This is a genomic window from Glaciecola sp. 33A (assembly GCF_002836745.1).
In the GTDB taxonomy this organism is placed as follows: domain Bacteria; phylum Pseudomonadota; class Gammaproteobacteria; order Enterobacterales; family Alteromonadaceae; genus Glaciecola.
On the sequence record NZ_PJAR01000038.1, the window covers coordinates 109,818 to 126,970 of the forward strand.

The 17,153-nt window shown below is 42.1% G+C and carries 18 protein-coding genes; 14 read left to right on the forward strand and 4 right to left on the reverse strand.

Translation table 11 applies throughout. From position 1 onward, the window contains the following. Positions 1 to 254 precede the first annotated feature (254 nt). Positions 255 to 1,343, forward strand: a complete 1,089-nt coding sequence (locus CXF81_RS09335; protein ID WP_101181098.1) for a 3-deoxy-7-phosphoheptulonate synthase — start codon at positions 255 to 257, stop codon at positions 1,341 to 1,343. Positions 1,344 to 1,350: 7 nt separating this feature from the next. After that, complete coding sequence (gene tyrA, locus CXF81_RS09340) at positions 1,351 to 2,490, forward strand: bifunctional chorismate mutase/prephenate dehydrogenase (RefSeq protein ID WP_101181140.1); 1,140 nt, start codon at positions 1,351 to 1,353, stop codon at positions 2,488 to 2,490. On the opposite strand, the gene CXF81_RS20670 is transcribed toward tyrA, so the two are convergent. The 4 genes from CXF81_RS20670 to yciH form a co-directional block, all read right to left on the reverse strand. Next, positions 2,476 to 2,637, reverse strand: coding sequence for a glycoside hydrolase family 19 protein (locus tag CXF81_RS20670; protein ID WP_157825540.1), 162 nt, complete (start codon positions 2,635 to 2,637; stop codon positions 2,476 to 2,478). The two genes, tyrA and CXF81_RS20670, sit on opposite strands and share 15 nt — an antisense overlap. 239 nt (positions 2,638 to 2,876) lie before the next feature. Further along, the gene (pheA, locus tag CXF81_RS09345; protein WP_101181141.1) at positions 2,877 to 4,058 is read right to left on the reverse strand and encodes a prephenate dehydratase; all 1,182 of its coding nucleotides are present in this window, start codon (positions 4,056 to 4,058) and stop codon (positions 2,877 to 2,879) included. Between the two features lie 175 nt (positions 4,059 to 4,233). Further along, on the reverse strand, positions 4,234 to 5,040 hold the full coding sequence (locus CXF81_RS09350) for a response regulator (protein ID WP_101181099.1): 807 nt from the start codon (positions 5,038 to 5,040) through the stop codon (positions 4,234 to 4,236). A 22-nt stretch (positions 5,041 to 5,062) separates the two neighbouring features. Beyond that, positions 5,063 to 5,386: a stress response translation initiation inhibitor YciH gene (yciH, locus tag CXF81_RS09355; RefSeq protein ID WP_101181100.1), complete on the reverse strand. Its 324-nt coding sequence runs from the start codon at positions 5,384 to 5,386 to the stop codon at positions 5,063 to 5,065. 173 nt (positions 5,387 to 5,559) lie between these two features. Here yciH and CXF81_RS09360 point away from each other — a divergent pair, with 173 nt between their 5' ends. From CXF81_RS09360 to tolA, 12 genes are all read left to right on the forward strand, one after another. Next, positions 5,560 to 6,579, forward strand: coding sequence for an extracellular solute-binding protein (locus CXF81_RS09360; RefSeq protein ID WP_198556366.1), 1,020 nt, complete (start codon positions 5,560 to 5,562; stop codon positions 6,577 to 6,579). 4 nt (positions 6,580 to 6,583) lie between these two features. Further along, the gene (locus CXF81_RS09365) at positions 6,584 to 8,227 is read left to right on the forward strand and encodes an iron ABC transporter permease (RefSeq protein ID WP_101181101.1); all 1,644 of its coding nucleotides are present in this window, start codon (positions 6,584 to 6,586) and stop codon (positions 8,225 to 8,227) included. Then, positions 8,220 to 9,311, forward strand: coding sequence for an ABC transporter ATP-binding protein (locus tag CXF81_RS09370; protein ID WP_101181102.1), 1,092 nt, complete (start codon positions 8,220 to 8,222; stop codon positions 9,309 to 9,311). The genes CXF81_RS09365 and CXF81_RS09370 overlap by 8 nt, the downstream gene beginning before the upstream one ends. Positions 9,312 to 9,712: 401 nt before the next feature. Continuing rightward, the gene (aspS, locus tag CXF81_RS09375) at positions 9,713 to 11,500 is read left to right on the forward strand and encodes an aspartate--tRNA ligase (RefSeq protein ID WP_101181103.1); all 1,788 of its coding nucleotides are present in this window, start codon (positions 9,713 to 9,715) and stop codon (positions 11,498 to 11,500) included. A 4-nt stretch (positions 11,501 to 11,504) separates the two neighbouring features. Further along, positions 11,505 to 11,939, forward strand: coding sequence for a dihydroneopterin triphosphate diphosphatase (gene nudB / locus CXF81_RS09380; protein ID WP_101181104.1), 435 nt, complete (start codon positions 11,505 to 11,507; stop codon positions 11,937 to 11,939). Positions 11,940 to 11,942: 3 nt separating this feature from the next. Beyond that, positions 11,943 to 12,479, forward strand: coding sequence for a crossover junction endodeoxyribonuclease RuvC (ruvC, locus tag CXF81_RS09385; protein WP_006010566.1), 537 nt, complete (start codon positions 11,943 to 11,945; stop codon positions 12,477 to 12,479). Positions 12,480 to 12,500: 21 nt separating this feature from the next. Then, positions 12,501 to 13,130 (forward strand): Holliday junction branch migration protein RuvA, encoded by a 630-nt coding sequence (ruvA, locus tag CXF81_RS09390; protein WP_101181105.1) that lies wholly within the window; start codon positions 12,501 to 12,503, stop codon positions 13,128 to 13,130. A 93-nt stretch (positions 13,131 to 13,223) separates the two neighbouring features. Next, complete coding sequence (gene ruvB, locus CXF81_RS09395) at positions 13,224 to 14,234, forward strand: Holliday junction branch migration DNA helicase RuvB (RefSeq protein WP_101181106.1); 1,011 nt, start codon at positions 13,224 to 13,226, stop codon at positions 14,232 to 14,234. Positions 14,235 to 14,580: 346 nt separating this feature from the next. Beyond that, positions 14,581 to 15,057: a tol-pal system-associated acyl-CoA thioesterase gene (locus tag CXF81_RS09400; protein ID WP_101181107.1), complete on the forward strand. Its 477-nt coding sequence runs from the start codon at positions 14,581 to 14,583 to the stop codon at positions 15,055 to 15,057. Beyond that, a complete protein-coding gene (gene tolQ / locus CXF81_RS09405; protein ID WP_101181108.1) occupies positions 15,047 to 15,739 on the forward strand; it encodes a protein TolQ in 693 nt (230 codons plus the stop codon). The genes CXF81_RS09400 and tolQ overlap by 11 nt, the downstream gene beginning before the upstream one ends. A 39-nt stretch (positions 15,740 to 15,778) precedes the next feature. Next, positions 15,779 to 16,201, forward strand: coding sequence for a protein TolR (tolR, locus tag CXF81_RS09410; RefSeq protein ID WP_101181109.1), 423 nt, complete (start codon positions 15,779 to 15,781; stop codon positions 16,199 to 16,201). Between the two features lie 3 nt (positions 16,202 to 16,204). Next, entirely contained in the window at positions 16,205 to 17,050 is an 846-nt protein-coding gene (gene tolA, locus CXF81_RS09415; RefSeq protein ID WP_101181110.1) for a cell envelope integrity protein TolA, read from the forward strand. Positions 17,051 to 17,153: the final 103 nt, after the last annotated feature.

Sequence of the window (17,153 nt, forward strand, 5' to 3'; positions counted from 1 at the left end):
ATATAGCAATTGCGCTGGTTTATTCATTAAATGGGCGCTTTTTTGTGATTATTGCAAATTAATCCATATTCAACTTGAAGCTAGGCTGATAGTTTGTTAAAAAGTCAAACAGTACTATATTTCATGTGATTTCTTTATGTAAACAAAAGTTTACATACTGGTTTGGTAGCAAAGTTCTCGATAGTTTTATTCCTTTTCTTGCTGTTGTGGTCTCACGTTTAACATCTCATCCGTTTTCTTATAAAGAGTAAAAAATGCAAAAAGACACAGTTAATAATATTCATGTTTCATCGGAAGAAGTTTTAGTCACGCCCGATGAGCTAAGCCACGAGCTTCCAGTGAGTGAAAAAGCGTTGCAAGGCGTTATTGCATCGAGAAAAGTTATTTCAGATATTATTCATGGCGAAGACCATCGCTTATTAGTCGTCTGTGGACCCTGTTCAATTCACGATATAGACGCGGCAAAAGAGTATGCGTTGAAACTAAAGAACCTGCATGAGTCCTCTATAGACACGCTTTATATTGTCATGCGTGTTTATTTTGAGAAGCCGCGCACAACAACTGGCTGGAAAGGCTTAATCAACGACCCGCATTTAAACGATACTTTTGACATTGAAACAGGTTTACGCAGAGCAAGACAATTACTTATTTGGTTAGCTGAACTAGGCCTGCCTGTAGCAACCGAAGCATTAGACCCAATCAGTCCCCAATATTTAGGTGAATTGTTTAGTTGGGCTGCCATTGGCGCAAGAACTTCAGAGTCGCAAACTCACCGTGAGATGGCGAGCGGATTATCGATGCCAGTCGGATTTAAAAACGGAACTGATGGCTCACTAAGTATCGCTATTAATGCGCTTCAATCTGCGGCATCAGGGCACCGCTTTATGGGGATCAATAAGCAAGGGCAGGTGAGTGTGATAAAAACGCAAGGTAACCCGGACGGCCACATTATTTTGCGCGGCGGTAAGCAACCCAACTATGATTCAGTGTGTGTCGCTGATTGCGAAGCCGAGTTGAGCAACGAGAATATTGTGTCAAGTTTAGTGGTTGATTGCAGTCATGCAAATAGTGCTAAAGACTACCGCAGACAGCCTTTAGTTGCGCAGAACGTGGTTAACCAAATATTAGAAGGCAATCAATCAATCATTGGCATCATGCTAGAAAGCCATTTAAATGCGGGCAACCAAAGTTCAACGGGTAAAACCCTTAAAGATTTGGACTATGGCGTCTCTATTACTGACGGTTGTATTAATTGGCAACAAACTCATGATCTTATTTTGCAGACTCGTGACAGGCTTATCACTGTGCTGCCTATGCGCCAAACGAAGCGCTTAAATGCGTAAAACGGGTATGTTAGAAACTGATAAAACCCTTGCTGAACTGCGTGATCATATTGATGATATTGACAGCCAACTTATACAGCTATTAAAGCTCAGAAATGAGCTGACTAGCCGCGTGGGCGATGTTAAAAGCCAAACCGGCATGCCGATATATGTGCCAAGCAGAGAATCTGAGATGATTGCTGCGCGGCGTCAACAAGCAGAATCTATTGGCTTGTCACCTGATTTGGCAGAAGACGTTCTGCGCAGGGTCATGCGCGACTCTTATCGTAGTCAACATGCGAATTATCGCTGTATCAATCCAAGTATTAATAAAGTGGTGATTATTGGTGGTGCAGGCGCGTTAGGTAAGGTGTTTGTGGCCCTCTTTGAGCAAAGTGATTATTCGGTCACAAGCTTAGAAAAGAACGATTGGGCGAGGGCTGACGAGATATTTACGGGTGCCGATTTGGTTATTGTTGCGGTACCAATAAAGTTAACTGTATCAGTTATTGAAGGTTTATCGGCTTTGCCACAACAGTGTATTTTAGCCGACATCACCAGTGTAAAAGATCAGCCCTTACAAGCTATGTTGAAAGTGCATCAGGGTCCTGTTGTTGGTTTGCATCCGATGTTTGGCCCTGACAGCCCCGGCATGATTAAACAGGTAGTTGTGGTATGTCATGGCAGAGAGCCTGATAAATACGAATGGTTGCTTGAACAAATGCGAACTTGGGGAGCGGTGCTGCATGAATCCTCGAGCAAAGAGCATGATAGTGCGATGGCGTTTATTCAGGTAATGCGACATTTCAGTACTTTTGTATACGGTCAGCATCTTAAAGAAGAAGATCCCAGTTTGGCATCCTTGTTGATGTTCAGTTCGCCAATCTATCGCCTAGAATTAGCAATGGTTGGTAGACTTTTTGCTCAAGCGCCTGAGCTTTATGCTGATATTATTTTTAATAATGCCGAAAGTTTAGCTCTTCTGAAACGTTTTCATGCCCGATTTGGAGAAGCTCTGAAACTGGTCGAGGAAGTTGATAAAGCATCATTTGTAAACCAGTTCAATGAAACTAAGCAATGGTTTGGTGATTATGCCGAGCAATGTTTAATAGACAGTAAGCAATTATTGCTGAAGGCGGATGATAGCCAGCTGTTAAGGAAGAAATAGTACAAACTCAGTTTGGTGAATTGACGGTTTTGGGCTTCGTGGTGTCATATAAAAATAAATTGCACTGGCTAGCGTTAAGAAACCTTCTTTAGCCAAACGCTCGGGTGAATTTAATAATGTAAAATCGCCATAATTTGCTAAAAGAATTTATACGCGCCTAGATTCTATTTGTCATTGCGCACATAATGTACAAACAAAGAGTTGAGTGTATATTAAGCAATTTGGTCGCAATTTGACCTTTCCGACATGATTTTTCAAAAATAAGTTGATGGCGATCTCCGATCTTGATCTATTACTTTCTTTTACGAGTGGACTCTCATGTCTTTAACTGTTTACCGTTCCACAAGGTTAGATCGTTTTTGCATGAAATAGGAACGGCTAAAAAGCTATTCCATTAACGCGTTTACTGCCGCTATCTTAGTAGGGCTGATTTCCTCAATCGGATAACAGCCTAATACTTTAAAGTAGCGTGTCATTCCACGTAAAGCTTCCATCGCATTTTGCATTGGTCCATCAGCGATATTACCTTCAACATCCAAGTAAAACATTTCCTCCCATGGATTACCTGTAATAGGTCGTGACTCCAGTTTCGTCATGTTGATTTGATTTTCTCTCAAGACTAATAATGCCTCCACTAAGGCACCGGGTTTTTGCACGGTAGACATAATCAATGTGGTTTTTGCAGGCACTTGTAAAGGCACTTTTACTGAATCACTCGCCACTACAATAAATCGACTGTGGTTTTCTTTTTGATTCGCCAAGTTTGACTTAATTGCTTTTAAACCATATAAACTGCCGCCAGCCTCGCTGCCAATGGCTGCAACTTCACCTGAACGTAATTCATTCACGACAATCATTGCGGCAGAAGTACTGTCACAAGGTTTTACCTCGACATTGCCTAATTCAGCTAAAAAATGACTGCATTGGGCAAACACTTGCGGATGCGCATACAGTGTTTTGATTTTACTGATTTCAACGTCCTCTGAGACTAAAAGGGCATGCTTAATCGGGTGAGTAAGTTCACCAACAATACTCAAACGCGTATGTTGTAACTGGTCATATACCTCATTAATACTGCCGGATGACGTATTCTCAATCGGCAGCACTGCAAAGTCTGCTTCACCTGATTCTACCTTATTGATAATTTCAACAAAGCTTTGACAGCCTATTTCTAGTAACTCTCCTGGGCGTCTTGAAAAGTACTTTTGCGTAGCAAGGTAACTGTAAGAGCCTTTGTCACCTAAAAATGCCACGCGATTAAGCGGTTTTTCGCTACCTGGATTAGCCCAACGAGCTAACATAGCTTGTTGGTTCAATACTGAATCTTCAATGATGACATGGAATAATTGGGTTACGTAGTGAGGGTCTAAACCTGCTTTTTGTCCTTGCTTAATGAGACGAATAAGCAGTTGCTCTTCTCTCGCCTGATCACGCACCGGTATCTGGTTTTTGACTTTTGTTTCTGCAACTTGATTGGTTAGCCCCTGACGAGTTGCTAATAGAGAAAGTAAATCGGAATCAAGTGATGTAATTTTTTTGCGTATTTCTTCAAGTTCTTGTTTGGGCACTTCATATCCTTTGCGTAAACAGTGACTACCAAATTGCTCACGAATGCTATTTGGTAAAAGTAGAGAGATGCGAATCAACCCCCGCCATGAAATGTAAGTAAGTGGTCGCGCAGTGTCAATGGATAAAAGGAGAAATTTCCTAAATATTCATATATGGGATACTAATTATCCTACTTTATAAGTCAGAATCCAGTAATCTTACTAACATTGCTTTGACTTCATCCGATTCAAACGGTTTATCGCACAGAGCATTAACACCGGTTTGTTGAATATTAGCCATATGTGGACTTGACGACGACTCAGACGTCACCATGATGATTGGGATATGAGTTGTCGCTGGATTGAATCGAATGAACTCTGAAAGCTCTCTGCCGTCCATCTCAGGCATATTGTAATCGGTAATAACCAAATCGAATTCGTTATCTTTTAATAACGTCAGAGCATGAGCGCCGTTTTCGGCTTCCATTACCTTGCTTAAACCCATGCCCTCGAGCACTCTGCGAATATGATTTCGCGCTAATCGGCTGTCATCGACAAGAAGCACTCGCACGTGTTGCGCTTCAAAATAGTTTAAGTCAATTTCGTCGGTATTGATGAGTTGCAAACTCGCGTTTAGGCCACGAGATAAATGAATAGGCTCAAACGGTTTTGGAAGAATAGCAGCCACACCCGCTTGTTTAAATTCGTCAAGTTTGCTGATGCTATTTTCGCTACTCACTAACATAAAGGGGATTGATGCATTAGCGTCGTCGTCTTTAATGAATCTTAAAATATCTAAGCCATTGCCATCGGCTAGATACATGGTACTTACCACCATATCTGCGCCATGGGCCATTATAGATGCTTTGGCCTGCTCGACATTTTGCACAACATCTACTGTTTGTACATTTTCTGCGAGCAGCAACGTTTTAATTATCTTACTTTGCGTATCGGACGGTTCGACCAATAATATATGCAGGTCAGATATAGACAGTTTATGCATTACTTAGTTATCTCTCAAAATTTCAGCCGCCTGCTAACTTGACGCGCTTTCCTTTGCTCTCTAAAATTTGTTTAAGTTTATCGCGCACATCGCCTTGAATTTCGATACTGAACCCTTTCACTGCGCCTCCGCAACCACATTGCTTTTTTAACTCTTTGCATAGTGCCTTGAGGTCAGTATCGCTCATTTCTAGACCGTCGATTATACTCATGCCTTTGCCTTTGCGGCCTTTAGTTTCTTTTCGTATCCTTACAATACCATCGCCCTTTGGGGAATTTTGTAAGCTAACGGTCTTTTCTTTTATTCTACCTGTGTCGGTCGAATAAACTAATCTTGAATCATTCATTCGATAAAAAGCATGTATGTAGCCTAAATAATAAAATCAAGTATATCCTATGGACCTAATCAAAGCTATTTTGCGCATTTTAAACAATTTAAGTGATCCCTAGTTGCAATTGAGAACTATTATCAACTAACATACAGCCACATGATCTATAAAGTTTAAAAGGATGGAAAAAAGTGACCATAAGCATTTCTCGTTTATTCGTTTTAATCTCGTTAGTAATTTTCTCTGCACACAGCGTCAGTGCTGAAGTTAACGTTTACTCTGGACGTAAAGAAGCGTTGATTAAACCGATTTTAGATGATTTTAGCAAACAAACTGGCATTAAAGTGAACTTGGTCACGGGTAACGCGGATGCACTTATCTCAAGGATCAAATCAGAAGGACAGTTTAGTCCTGCAGATGTGCTTATATCAGCTGATGTTGGTCGTTTGGTGAGGGCAAAGCAACTCGGTATAACGCAAGCTAACGCCGATGAGGTTATTATAGCCAATGTGCCGGCTTATTTGCGGGATGAGGAATTACATTGGACGGCACTAACATTGCGTGCGCGTCCGATTATGTATGCTAAAGACCGCGTTGACCCTGTGTCATTGTCAACTATGCAGGCATTAACAAACAAAGAATGGAAAAATCGAATTTGTATTCGTTCATCCAATAACGTTTATAATCAATCCATGATCTCAGGCATGATCCAAACGCAAGGTGAAGCAAAAACACTAGATTGGGCCAAAGGCCTAGTTGCAAATTTTGCGCGCACACCGAAAGGGGGCGACCGTGATCAAATTAAGGCCGTTGTTGCCGGTGAGTGTGATGTTGCTATTGCTAACACGTATTATTTAGCCGGCATGCTAAACGCCGATGACGAAGCGACTCGAAAAACAGCTCAGCAAGTCGCTGTATTTTGGCCAGACCAAGACACCATTGGTGCGCATGTTAATATTTCAGGTGTTAGCATTGCCAAATATGCTAGCAATTTAGACGCTGCGAAAACGCTTATCCGTTTTATGTTAACCGATGAAGCTCAGGTTTGGTACGCTGAAACAAATCATGAATACCCAGTAAAAGCAGGTATAAAATGGAGCCAAACCCTGCAAGATATGGGGACATTTAAAGGGCAAGAAGTATCACTAGCGAAAGTGGGCGAGACTAACGCAAAAGCGCTTATGTTGATGGATAAAGCAGGTTGGCGCTAATCGATTGATAAAAACTGCATTTAAAGGTTCGGCCTTTACAATATATTCGGTATTGGCAGGTCTTTTACTAGGCTTGCCGCTTTTCGTTATATTTTTCAGTTTCTTTTCTTGGGACACTGCTATCTGGCAGCACCTTGCTGCAACTGTATTGCCCAGATATATAAGCAATAGCCTGCTGCTTGCCTTTGGTGTTGGTTTTGGTGCAACAATACTAGGTACATGCTTAGCTTGGCTTATTGTCAATTATGATTTTTATGGTCGGCGCCTAATTCAATGGATGGTATTATTACCGCTCGCCATGCCTGCTTACATCATTGCCTACACGTACACCGGTTTACTTGATTTTGCCGGCCCGCTACAAACCTTTATCCGCAGTACATTTGATTTAGGCGCTCAAGACTATTGGTTTCCTGAAGTCAGATCGTTGTCCGGTGCAATCATTCTAATGTCATTAGTGCTTTACCCTTATGTTTATATACTGGCAAGAACCGCCTTTTCTGAGCAATCGCAAAAGTATCGTGAAGTGAGTGAACTGGCGGGGGTGTCGCCATTAAAGCATTTTTTTAAAGTTGCTTTACCACTCGCTCGTCCCGCAATTATGACCGGAGCGGCTTTAGCAATGATGGAAGCACTAGCCGACTTTGGCACGGTTGAATACTTTGGTGTTAGCACATTTACCACCGGTATTTATAGAACGTGGTTTGGTATGGGCGATATTAAGGCTGCGTCTCAACTTGCAGGTTTTCTATGTTTATTTGTTTTTATTCTGATCATGGTAGAAAAAATGAGCCGACGTGACTCCCAGAATTATTCGTCAAGACAAGGCAAGTCGGCGCGGGCTAAACAAGTAAAGGGCATCAATGGCGGACTCATATTCATGCTGTGTAGTTTGCCTGTCGCATTTGGCTTTATTATCCCATTTGTACAATTAGCCACTTGGGCTTTAAGTTTCTCCGATCTGTCGAGCCTGGCAGACTACCCCGAATACGCTATGAATTCGGCGATGTTGGCTAGCATAGGTGCCATTGTTGTGGTTGCCATGGCCTTACTGTTTAGTTATGCCAAACGCCTGCATCCCTCTAAAACAGTCAGTGGGTTTATACAATTAGTATCGTTAGGATATGCACTACCTGGCACAGTTATCGCGATTGGGGTATTAGTTCCACTTGGATGGTTAGATATAAAACTTAATGTGCTGACCAATGTGTGGTTTAATTTTCAGCCCGGATTAGTGTTCTCAGGTACTGTATTTGCACTTATTTTTGCCTATGCGATCCGCTTCATGAGTGTCGCCTTAAACAATACCGAAGCTGGTATACAACGCATAAAACCTAGTATGGATGAGGCTTCAAAAGTATTGGGTGACTCACCAACGCAGCGACTATTGAGAATTCATATTCCATTGTTAAAGGCGAGCTTGTTAAGTGCTACTCTACTGGTTTTCGTAGACATACTCAAAGAATTACCAGCTACTCTTGTACTGCGTCCTTTTAATTTCAATACACTGGCTGTTAAAGCCTTTGAATTAGCCTCAGATGAACGCTTGATTGATGCGGCACTGCCTTCAATTACAATTGTCTTAGTTGGCATTTTGCCGGTAATAATACTGACTAAAACGCTTGATGGAATAGAACGAAAATATGCTTGATATTAATAATCTATCGTTGAGTTACGGTACACAAAAAGTGCTACAAAACTTGACGATTTCATTGCAACAGGGAGAAATAGGCTGCATTTTAGGGCCATCCGGTTGCGGTAAAACGACCTTACTGCGAGCCATTGCGGGCTTCAAGTCTGTGCAGGGCGGAAGTATTAGCGTCAATGACATTGTAGTTAGCGATGCTGAATATAAAATGCCGGTGGCAAAACGCAAGGTTGGCGTGGTGTTTCAGGATTTTGCTTTATTTCCACACATGAATGTGCTCAAAAATGTTGCCTACGGTTTAAGTAAATTATCCAAGTCTGAGGCTCTCAAACTGGCTCAAGAAGCGATTGAGTTGGTAGGTTTAAATGATACGAAAAGTAAATATCCGCACGAACTATCTGGTGGACAACAACAACGCGTTGCCATTGCAAGAGCGATTGCTCCTAAACCTGACTTATTATTACTGGATGAGCCATTCTCGAGTTTGGATCCAGACTTAAGGGAGCGCCTGTCGAGCGAAATTCGCAGTATTATTAAGCAGCAAAATATCACGGCACTACTAATTACTCACGATCAAACCGAAGCGTTTGCAATGGCAGATAAGATAGGTGTGCTGCATCATCAACAATGCCAACAATGGGGCACGGCATATGACTTATATCACGAACCGAAGACCGAATTTATTGCAGATTTTGTTGGCGAAGGTGTGTTTATTCCAGTGCAAGTGGTGGCTTATGAAAATGACAAGGAGAGTAGACTTGAAGCCAGTGACGAAAAACTGCTGTGGCTTGAAACGCAACTAGGTCGCTTTCTTCTGCCGCAAGAATACATAGATAACGCCACGTTTAAGGTCGGCGATACCGCAAAAATGTTAGTCAGGCCTGACGATTTAAGACATCAGGACGAAAGTGTCTTAAAAGCGAAGGTGGTAGGACGTTCTTTTCGCGGTGCTCATATATTGTATCGATTGTCGTTAAAAGAAGGTGAACCGCTACTTTGTCTAGCGCCTAGTCATCACGACCATAAAATAGGTGAATCGTTTGGTATTCACTTAGAAGTTGAGCACGTGATCTGCTTTCCTAATTGATTTTTAGTCGGTTATTTATGGTTATCTGCAATTACCCAAGATTACGTTAATCGCTTTATCGAAAAAGAGAGTGAGTTGCAAAACTGCGCTAGATGATTTTGCTGCAGGCTAAATTGGCTAAACGTGCTCAATTGATGAGCACGTTGCTAACCATTTGCACCTGATCCGATAGATTCCCACAATTAGTTACCGAATATATTGATTCAGTCGTTTAGAATCCCCATTGTTTAGTTTATAATTTCGCACTTTCGGTAGCTTTAAAATAGAAGCCTGACACAATTCAGATTAGCGTTTGCTTTGCCTGCCTTATAGCCAAAGTGGCCAGGAAACCTTAAGCGACGCTAGTATTATGCAAGTATTAAAAAATACAAAACAAAAACAGCACCATTGGGATTAAGCTTATGCGCACAGATTACTGTGGAAATATTGATGAAAGTTATGCCGGTAAAGAAGTCACACTTTATGGCTGGGTGAACAAAAGACGTGATTTAGGCGGCGTGATTTTTATTGACTTACGGGATCGTGAAGGCATTGTGCAGGTTGTTATTGACCCAGACGCCGCTGAGATATTCGAGCTTGCTTCCACTTTACGTAATGAATTCTGTGTCGCAATTACTGGTTTAGTTTGTATGCGTCCGGATACGCAAATAAACAAAGAAATGAAAACCGGTGAAATTGAGATCCTTGGCAAACAGTTATCCATTTTTAATAGTGCACCAGCATTACCACTTGATTTTAACCAAGATAACTCAGAAGAGCAGCGTTTAAAATATCGCTACTTAGATCTGCGCCGTCCATTGATGACGCAACGTTTAGTTTTTCGCTCTAAAGTAACGGCGGCGGTTAGACGCTTTCTTGAAGATGGCGGTTTTCTTGATATCGAAACGCCTATTTTGACCAAAGCTACACCGGAAGGCGCGCGTGATTATTTAGTGCCAAGTCGAACACATAAAGGTCAGTTTTTCGCATTGCCACAGTCACCACAGCTGTTTAAACAGTTGTTGATGATGTCAGGTATGGACAAATATTATCAAATTGTAAAGTGCTTCCGTGATGAAGATTTACGTGCTGATCGCCAGCCTGAATTTACCCAAATAGATATCGAGACCACTTTTTTGGACGCCGAAGATGTCATGGCAATCACAGAAAAAATGATGCGTTCACTTTTTGCTCAGTTGTTAAATGTGGACTTAGGCGACTTTCCAACTATAAGCTATGCCGAGGCTATGCAGCGCTATGGCAGTGATAAGCCTGATTTGCGTAATCCACTTGAATTAGTCGACGTTGATGACATTGTAAAAGACAGCGATTTTAAGGTTTTTAGCGGCCCAGCGAATGATGAAAAAGGCCGTGTAGCAGCTATTCGAGTGCCTGGTGGCGCCACGTTATCGCGCAAGCAAATAGATGATTACGGAAAGTTTGTTGGTATCTACGGAGCCAAAGGTTTGGCATGGCTCAAAGTTAATGACCTCAGTAAAGGAGTTGAAGGCTTACAATCACCTATTCTTAAGTTTTTTGATGAAGTTAGCATGACGGCATTACTTGAAAAAACCGGAGCCCAAACCGGTGATATTCTTTTGTTTGGCGCGGACAGTAAAACCATTGCTACCGATGCAATGGGTGCCCTACGCCTGAAATTAGGCGAAGATTTCGACTTGTTAGAGGGTGAGTGGCGTCCTTTATGGGTTGTCGATTTCCCAATGTTCGAAGAGGCTGATGGACATCTATATGCGCTGCACCATCCGTTTACTGCACCTCGTGACAGCAGCATTGAAGCCTTAAAAGCGAATCCGGCTGACGCCTTGTCAAATGCTTATGACATGGTGCTTAATGGCGTTGAATTAGGAGGTGGTTCGGTGCGTATTCACAACATGGATATGCAAGCGACTGTGTTCAAACTTCTGGGTATTACAGATGAAGAAGCCAATGAAAAGTTCGGTTTCCTACTTGAAGCATTGCGTTATGGCGCTCCACCTCACGCGGGTTTGGCCTTTGGTTTGGATAGAATGGTTATGTTGATGACGGGTGCTGAGTCAATTCGTGACGTAATGGCATTTCCAAAAACCACAACAGCCGCTTGTCCATTGACTAATGCGCCAGGGTTTGCGAGCCCTGAACAATTGGCTGAGCTGTCAATTGCAACCGTGATTAAAACGGATACTAAAAAATCAGACAAGGGCGCTGAATAAAAATATGCAACTGAAACGCGCAGAGTCAGTGTTGGTTGTGATCAGAGATGAACACAAGCAGGTGCTGATTATGCAGCGTGATGACGATGCTAACTTTTGGCAATCGGTAACCGGAACCATTGAAATGGGAGAAATACCGCTCAACGCAGCCTATCGCGAGTTAGCTGAAGAGACCGGTATTGCATTGCCTAAATCGTTACATCCGATATTGGATTGTCGATTAATGAATCAATACAAAATTCGACCAATTTGGCTGTACCGATATCCGCCCGGTACTGAATTTAATAACGAATATGTTTTTTGCATAAAAGTACCCGCTGGTATGCCTATTGTGTTGACAGAACACACCGATTTTAATTGGACGAGTAAACAAGAAGCAATGCAGCGAGTTTGGTCAAAAACCAATCGCGATGCGATTGCACAATTTGTTCCGGATTAGCGCATGAGTATTATTTTAGGCATCGATCCAGGTTCAAGAATTACAGGCTACGGCGTTATTAAAGTCGTGGGTGGTAAGGCTAGCTATTTGGGGAGTGGATGTATTCGCTTAACGCATGACGAACTCTCCATTCGTTTGAAACGTATTTTTGACAGCGTTAGTGAAATTATTACTCAGTTTGCTCCTACTGAATTTGCAATAGAACAAGTGTTTATGGCTAAAAATCCCGATTCAGCGCTTAAACTTGGGCAAGCTCGCGGGGCAGCAATTGTAGCTGCTACTAACTTTGACTTGCCGGTCGCTGAATATTCAGCACGTCAAATTAAACAATCTGTAGTGGGTTCGGGTGGGGCAGACAAAACCCAAGTTCAGCACATGGTAATGACCTTGCTAAAGTTGAACGCAACGCCTCAGGCCGACGCAGCTGATGCATTGGCTGTTGCTTTATGTCATATTCACACGTCGCAAAGCCTGATTAAAATGTCGGGTAAAAGCGCAGGCAAAATTTCGAAGATCGTGCGCGGTCGCTTAAGAAGATAAATAAGGCAGGGTAAAAATCCGATGATCGGCAGAATTAAAGGCACGTTAATTGACAAAACCCCACCCGATGTCTTAGTTGACGTCAATGGTGTGGGCTATGATATTCAATTGCCGATGACCAGTTTCTATCAGCTTCCCGATATAGGTGAAGTGGCGACTATTTATACTCACTTTGTTGTGCGCGAAGATGCACAATTATTATTTGGTTTTTCAGATACCTCGGAGCGCGCTTTGTTTCGCGAACTCATAAAAGCCAATGGTGTCGGCCCCAAACTCGCCTGCACTATATTGTCTGGTATGTCGGCACAAGATTTCGTGCAATGTGTTATTCATGAAGATATTTCAAATTTAGTAAAGCTGCCGGGTGTGGGTAAGAAAACTGCTGAGCGTTTAGTTGTAGAATTAAAAGACAAATTAGAAAAACTATCACGCAGCGATACGCATTTTGATGGGGCGGGCCCTGCTGCACCGAACAGCCCGATTCAACGTCCTTCATTAAGAGGCGACGCACATGCTAAAAATGAAGCCTTAAGTGCTTTGCTCGCTTTGGGTTATAAACCGGTGCAAGCAGAAAGAGTCATAAAACAAGTTTATACCGAAGGTATGACAAGCGAGCAAGCGATCAGAGTGTCACTTAAGGCAATGGTTTAAGCGTATGCGGTTAAATTACTATCTTGACTATTTTATGACGCGTATTCACATTATGCTCAATCCTAAAAGATTACAAAAAGATAGGGAGTTGTTATGATTGAAGCTGATCGCTTAATACAAGCCATTGCTGATCCGGAAGATGAAGTTATTGACCGCGCAATTCGACCCAAAATGCTCTGTGATTACACTGGTCAAGATCATGTCTGTGAACAAATGGAAATCTTCATTCAAGCAGCCAGAAAGCGCAATGATGCGCTTGACCATCTGCTTATATTCGGCCCTCCAGGTTTAGGTAAAACCACACTGGCTAACATTGTCGCTAATGAAATGGGGGTGAATATAAAAACCACTTCGGGTCCGGTGCTGGAAAAAGCCGGTGATCTTGCTGCATTACTGACGAATCTTGAAGAAAACGATGTCTTGTTTATTGATGAAATTCACCGCTTAAGCCCGGTCGTTGAAGAAATTCTGTATCCAGCGATGGAAGACTATCAATTGGATATCATGATTGGTGAGGGGCCAGCGGCGCGCAGTATTAAACTCGACCTCCCTCCGTTTACATTAATTGGTGCTACTACCAGAGCTGGATCATTAACCTCTCCGCTACGAGATCGTTTTGGCATTGTGCAACGTTTAGAATTTTATAACGTCGCCGATTTAACCGATATTATTCAGCGTAGTGCCGCTTATTTAAAGTTAAGTATGGAGAAAGAAGGGGCATTTGAGATGGCAAAGCGTTCACGTGGTACGCCTCGAATAGCTAACCGTTTATTGCGTAGAGTAAGAGACTACGCTGAAATTAAAGCCGACGGTAAGATAAATGCTGACGTTGCAGGTAGAGCGCTCAATATGCTTGATGTTGACAATAAAGGCTTTGATTTTATGGATAGAAAGTTGTTACTCGCGATCATTGAAAAGTTTATGGGTGGCCCTGTAGGGTTAGATAATATAGCAGCAGCCATCGGTGAAGAAAAGGAAACCATAGAGGACGTTATAGAGCCATATTTAATACAACAAGGCTTTTTACAGCGGACTCCGCGCGGGCGAATTGCGACCCAGCACGCATATTTGCATTTTGGTTTAATTATGCCAAAGGTCGATTAGATACCAAGCACTTATATTAAGCAAAAAAAAGCCCACGCAATGCATGGGCAAAACAACAAGTAAAACGGAAGGAAAACTGTTGTCAGGGAACATCAAAAGCAATACAACTAAGTTGTAGCCGCTATTCAATGGTGTATATCATAAACACATCAGATGAGATATCAAACGAGAAATATTCTCATTATAGATTAGTTTTTCTAATCCAATTTATGTGTTGTATTTTATGCCTTTAAATTCGATAATATCCGCATCCTACTTATGTTTATATTCATAGTAACGATGACTTATATGAAATAGTGATAATGGATAGTTTGCTATATAAAATCTAACCTGAAAGGAGTCGTTTTTGCTCAGTAATGAACCTTTTTCGATACCGATACGTGTATATTACGAAGACACCGACGCCGGTGGACTTGTCTATCACACTAATTATTTGAAGTTCATGGAGCGCTCGCGTACAGAGTGGTTAAGACACTTAGGCATAGAACAAAAAACTTTATTGGAACAATCCATCGGTTTTGTCGTCAAAGAGCTTAGTATGAAAAATAGTAAGGCGGCTGCTTTCAATGATATGTTGAGTGTTAGCTGTCAGGTAGTGGAGTTGAAGAAGGCAAGTATGGTGTTTCGGCAACACGCTTATCGTGTCAAAGATTCTGCAAATACGCACAACAATAACAATAACAATAACAATAACAATGTTACGAGTACTGAAAAAGAACTGCTCGTTAGCGCTGAAGTCAGAGTAGCCTGTGTCGATTTGGAAAAGATGAAACCAATCGCAATACCTGGCTTTATATTAAGGGAAATTAAACGTGACGTCTGAAATGTCTATCCTCAACTTGCTGCTAGAAGCAAGTATTGTCGTGCAATTTATTATGCTGTTGTTATTAACCATGTCGGTTGTTTCATGGGCCTTTATTTTTCAAAGAAATGCTGTATTGAGCGCAGCAACAAAAGAAATGAAAATCTTTGAAGACAAGTTCTGGTCAGGGGCTGATTTGAACAAGCTTTATCAAGAACTTTCTGCCCGAGCTCAATTAACCGGTTTGCCCCTCATATTTTGTGCTGGATTTAAAGAATATGTGCGTTTACGTAAAACATCCGGTGCAGTCAATGATGCTATTATGGACGGCACTTATCGTTCTATGCGCGTGACTATGTCGCGCGAAGTTGACGAGCTTGAAGCGCGCCTACCGTTCCTAGCTACCGTCGGTTCAATTTCACCTTATATTGGTTTATTAGGCACAGTATGGGGGATCATGAATTCATTCATTGCGCTGGGTCAAGCAAAACAAGCCACGCTAGCCATGGTTGCGCCTGGTATTGCAGAAGCGCTTATTGCGACTGCTATTGGACTGTTTGCAGCTATTCCAGCCGTAGTCGCATATAACCGCTTTAGTCATAGTGTTGAGAAGTTAGAAAACGCCTACGGTAACTTTATGGAAGAGTTTTCAGCTATATTAAATCGTCAGAATATGGCGTCCTCCAGTCAACAGTCTCAATAATTGATAGCAAATTTATTGTCCTGAATTAGGAGAGTTAACATGTATGTGAGAAAACGCAGAAAGCCGGTATCAGAAATTAACGTCGTACCATATATCGACGTTATGTTGGTACTCTTGGTCATTTTTATGGCAACAGCAACCGCAGTAATGCAGGGCGTGAAAGTTGATCTACCAAAATCTGATGCAAAAACGATTGAGACTGACGAAGACGACATGTTAATTGTGTCGATAAATGCGCAAGGGCAGTATTTTTTGAATATCGGTGATAATCCCGACGAAGAATTGACTGCGGTGGATGTTGCTACGCTAGTACAAGCTAAGCTGGCGCAAACGCCAACTATTCCTGTGGTAGTGAATGGCGATGGTAAAGTGAATTACGAGAAAGTAGTCGAGTTGATGGTGTTGTTGCAAAATGCGGGTGCGCCGTCGGTTGGTTTAATGACTGACCCAAATAAAGCGTAATTAATGAGTGCACAAAACCAACCTAAGCCAAGCGATACGAAAGAGAAGAAATCGCTAACCTTGCAGCAAAAATCATTTTTGATTTCTGGCGCTGCGCACATGCTTATTGTTGTGTCTTTATTGGTGAGTTTTAAGTTTTCAGCAGCACCGGTCGATCTGGCAACAGGTAATAAAGATACTCAAGCGCCAAATATTATCGAAGCAACCTTCATCGACAGTAATGTTATAGAGCAAAATAAGCGCGAAAAACAACAATCTGAAGCTGCAGCACAAAGAAAACAGGATCAAGAAGCTGTAAATAAACGTAAAGAAGCAGAGCGCAAGAAGCAAGAGCGCGACACTGCTGATAAAGTTAAGCGTAAAAAAGCGGCTGATGCTAAAAAGCAGAAGGAAGAACAGGTACGCACAGAGCGAGAGCTGCAGCAAAAAGCCAGATTAGCGCAAGAAAAAGCGCAACAACAAGAGATAGAAAAGGCACGCCAAGACAAGGCAGATCAAGAACGCGCGCTACGAGACAATGCAATGCAGGAAAAAATGCAGCTTGAACAAGCGGATCGTAATGAGCGCAGGCAGCGACAGATATTGTCTGAGTTGCAAATTGCTAATAGCAAAATCAAAGCACGGATTGAACAGAATTTGATACAAACAGGCAGTATAGCGGGTAAGTCTTGCCGACTTCGACTGCGAATTGCTTCTAACGGTTTAGTCTTAGATGCCGTTGGGACCGGCGATGAGTCGTTGTGTTTAGCGCTGCGGACAGCCGCGATGAAAGCAGGAACATTACCGATGCCAAGTAATAAAGACGTTAATGAAAAATTAAGAGATACGACGCTAGTTTATGAGAACTAATTAGCTAACACTATGTCCTATCTAAAAAGAAGCACTACTTATGGTGTATTTTTGGTTGATTTAAGTCAACTGCGTCAGCCCTATTTTTTATAATTGCCAACAA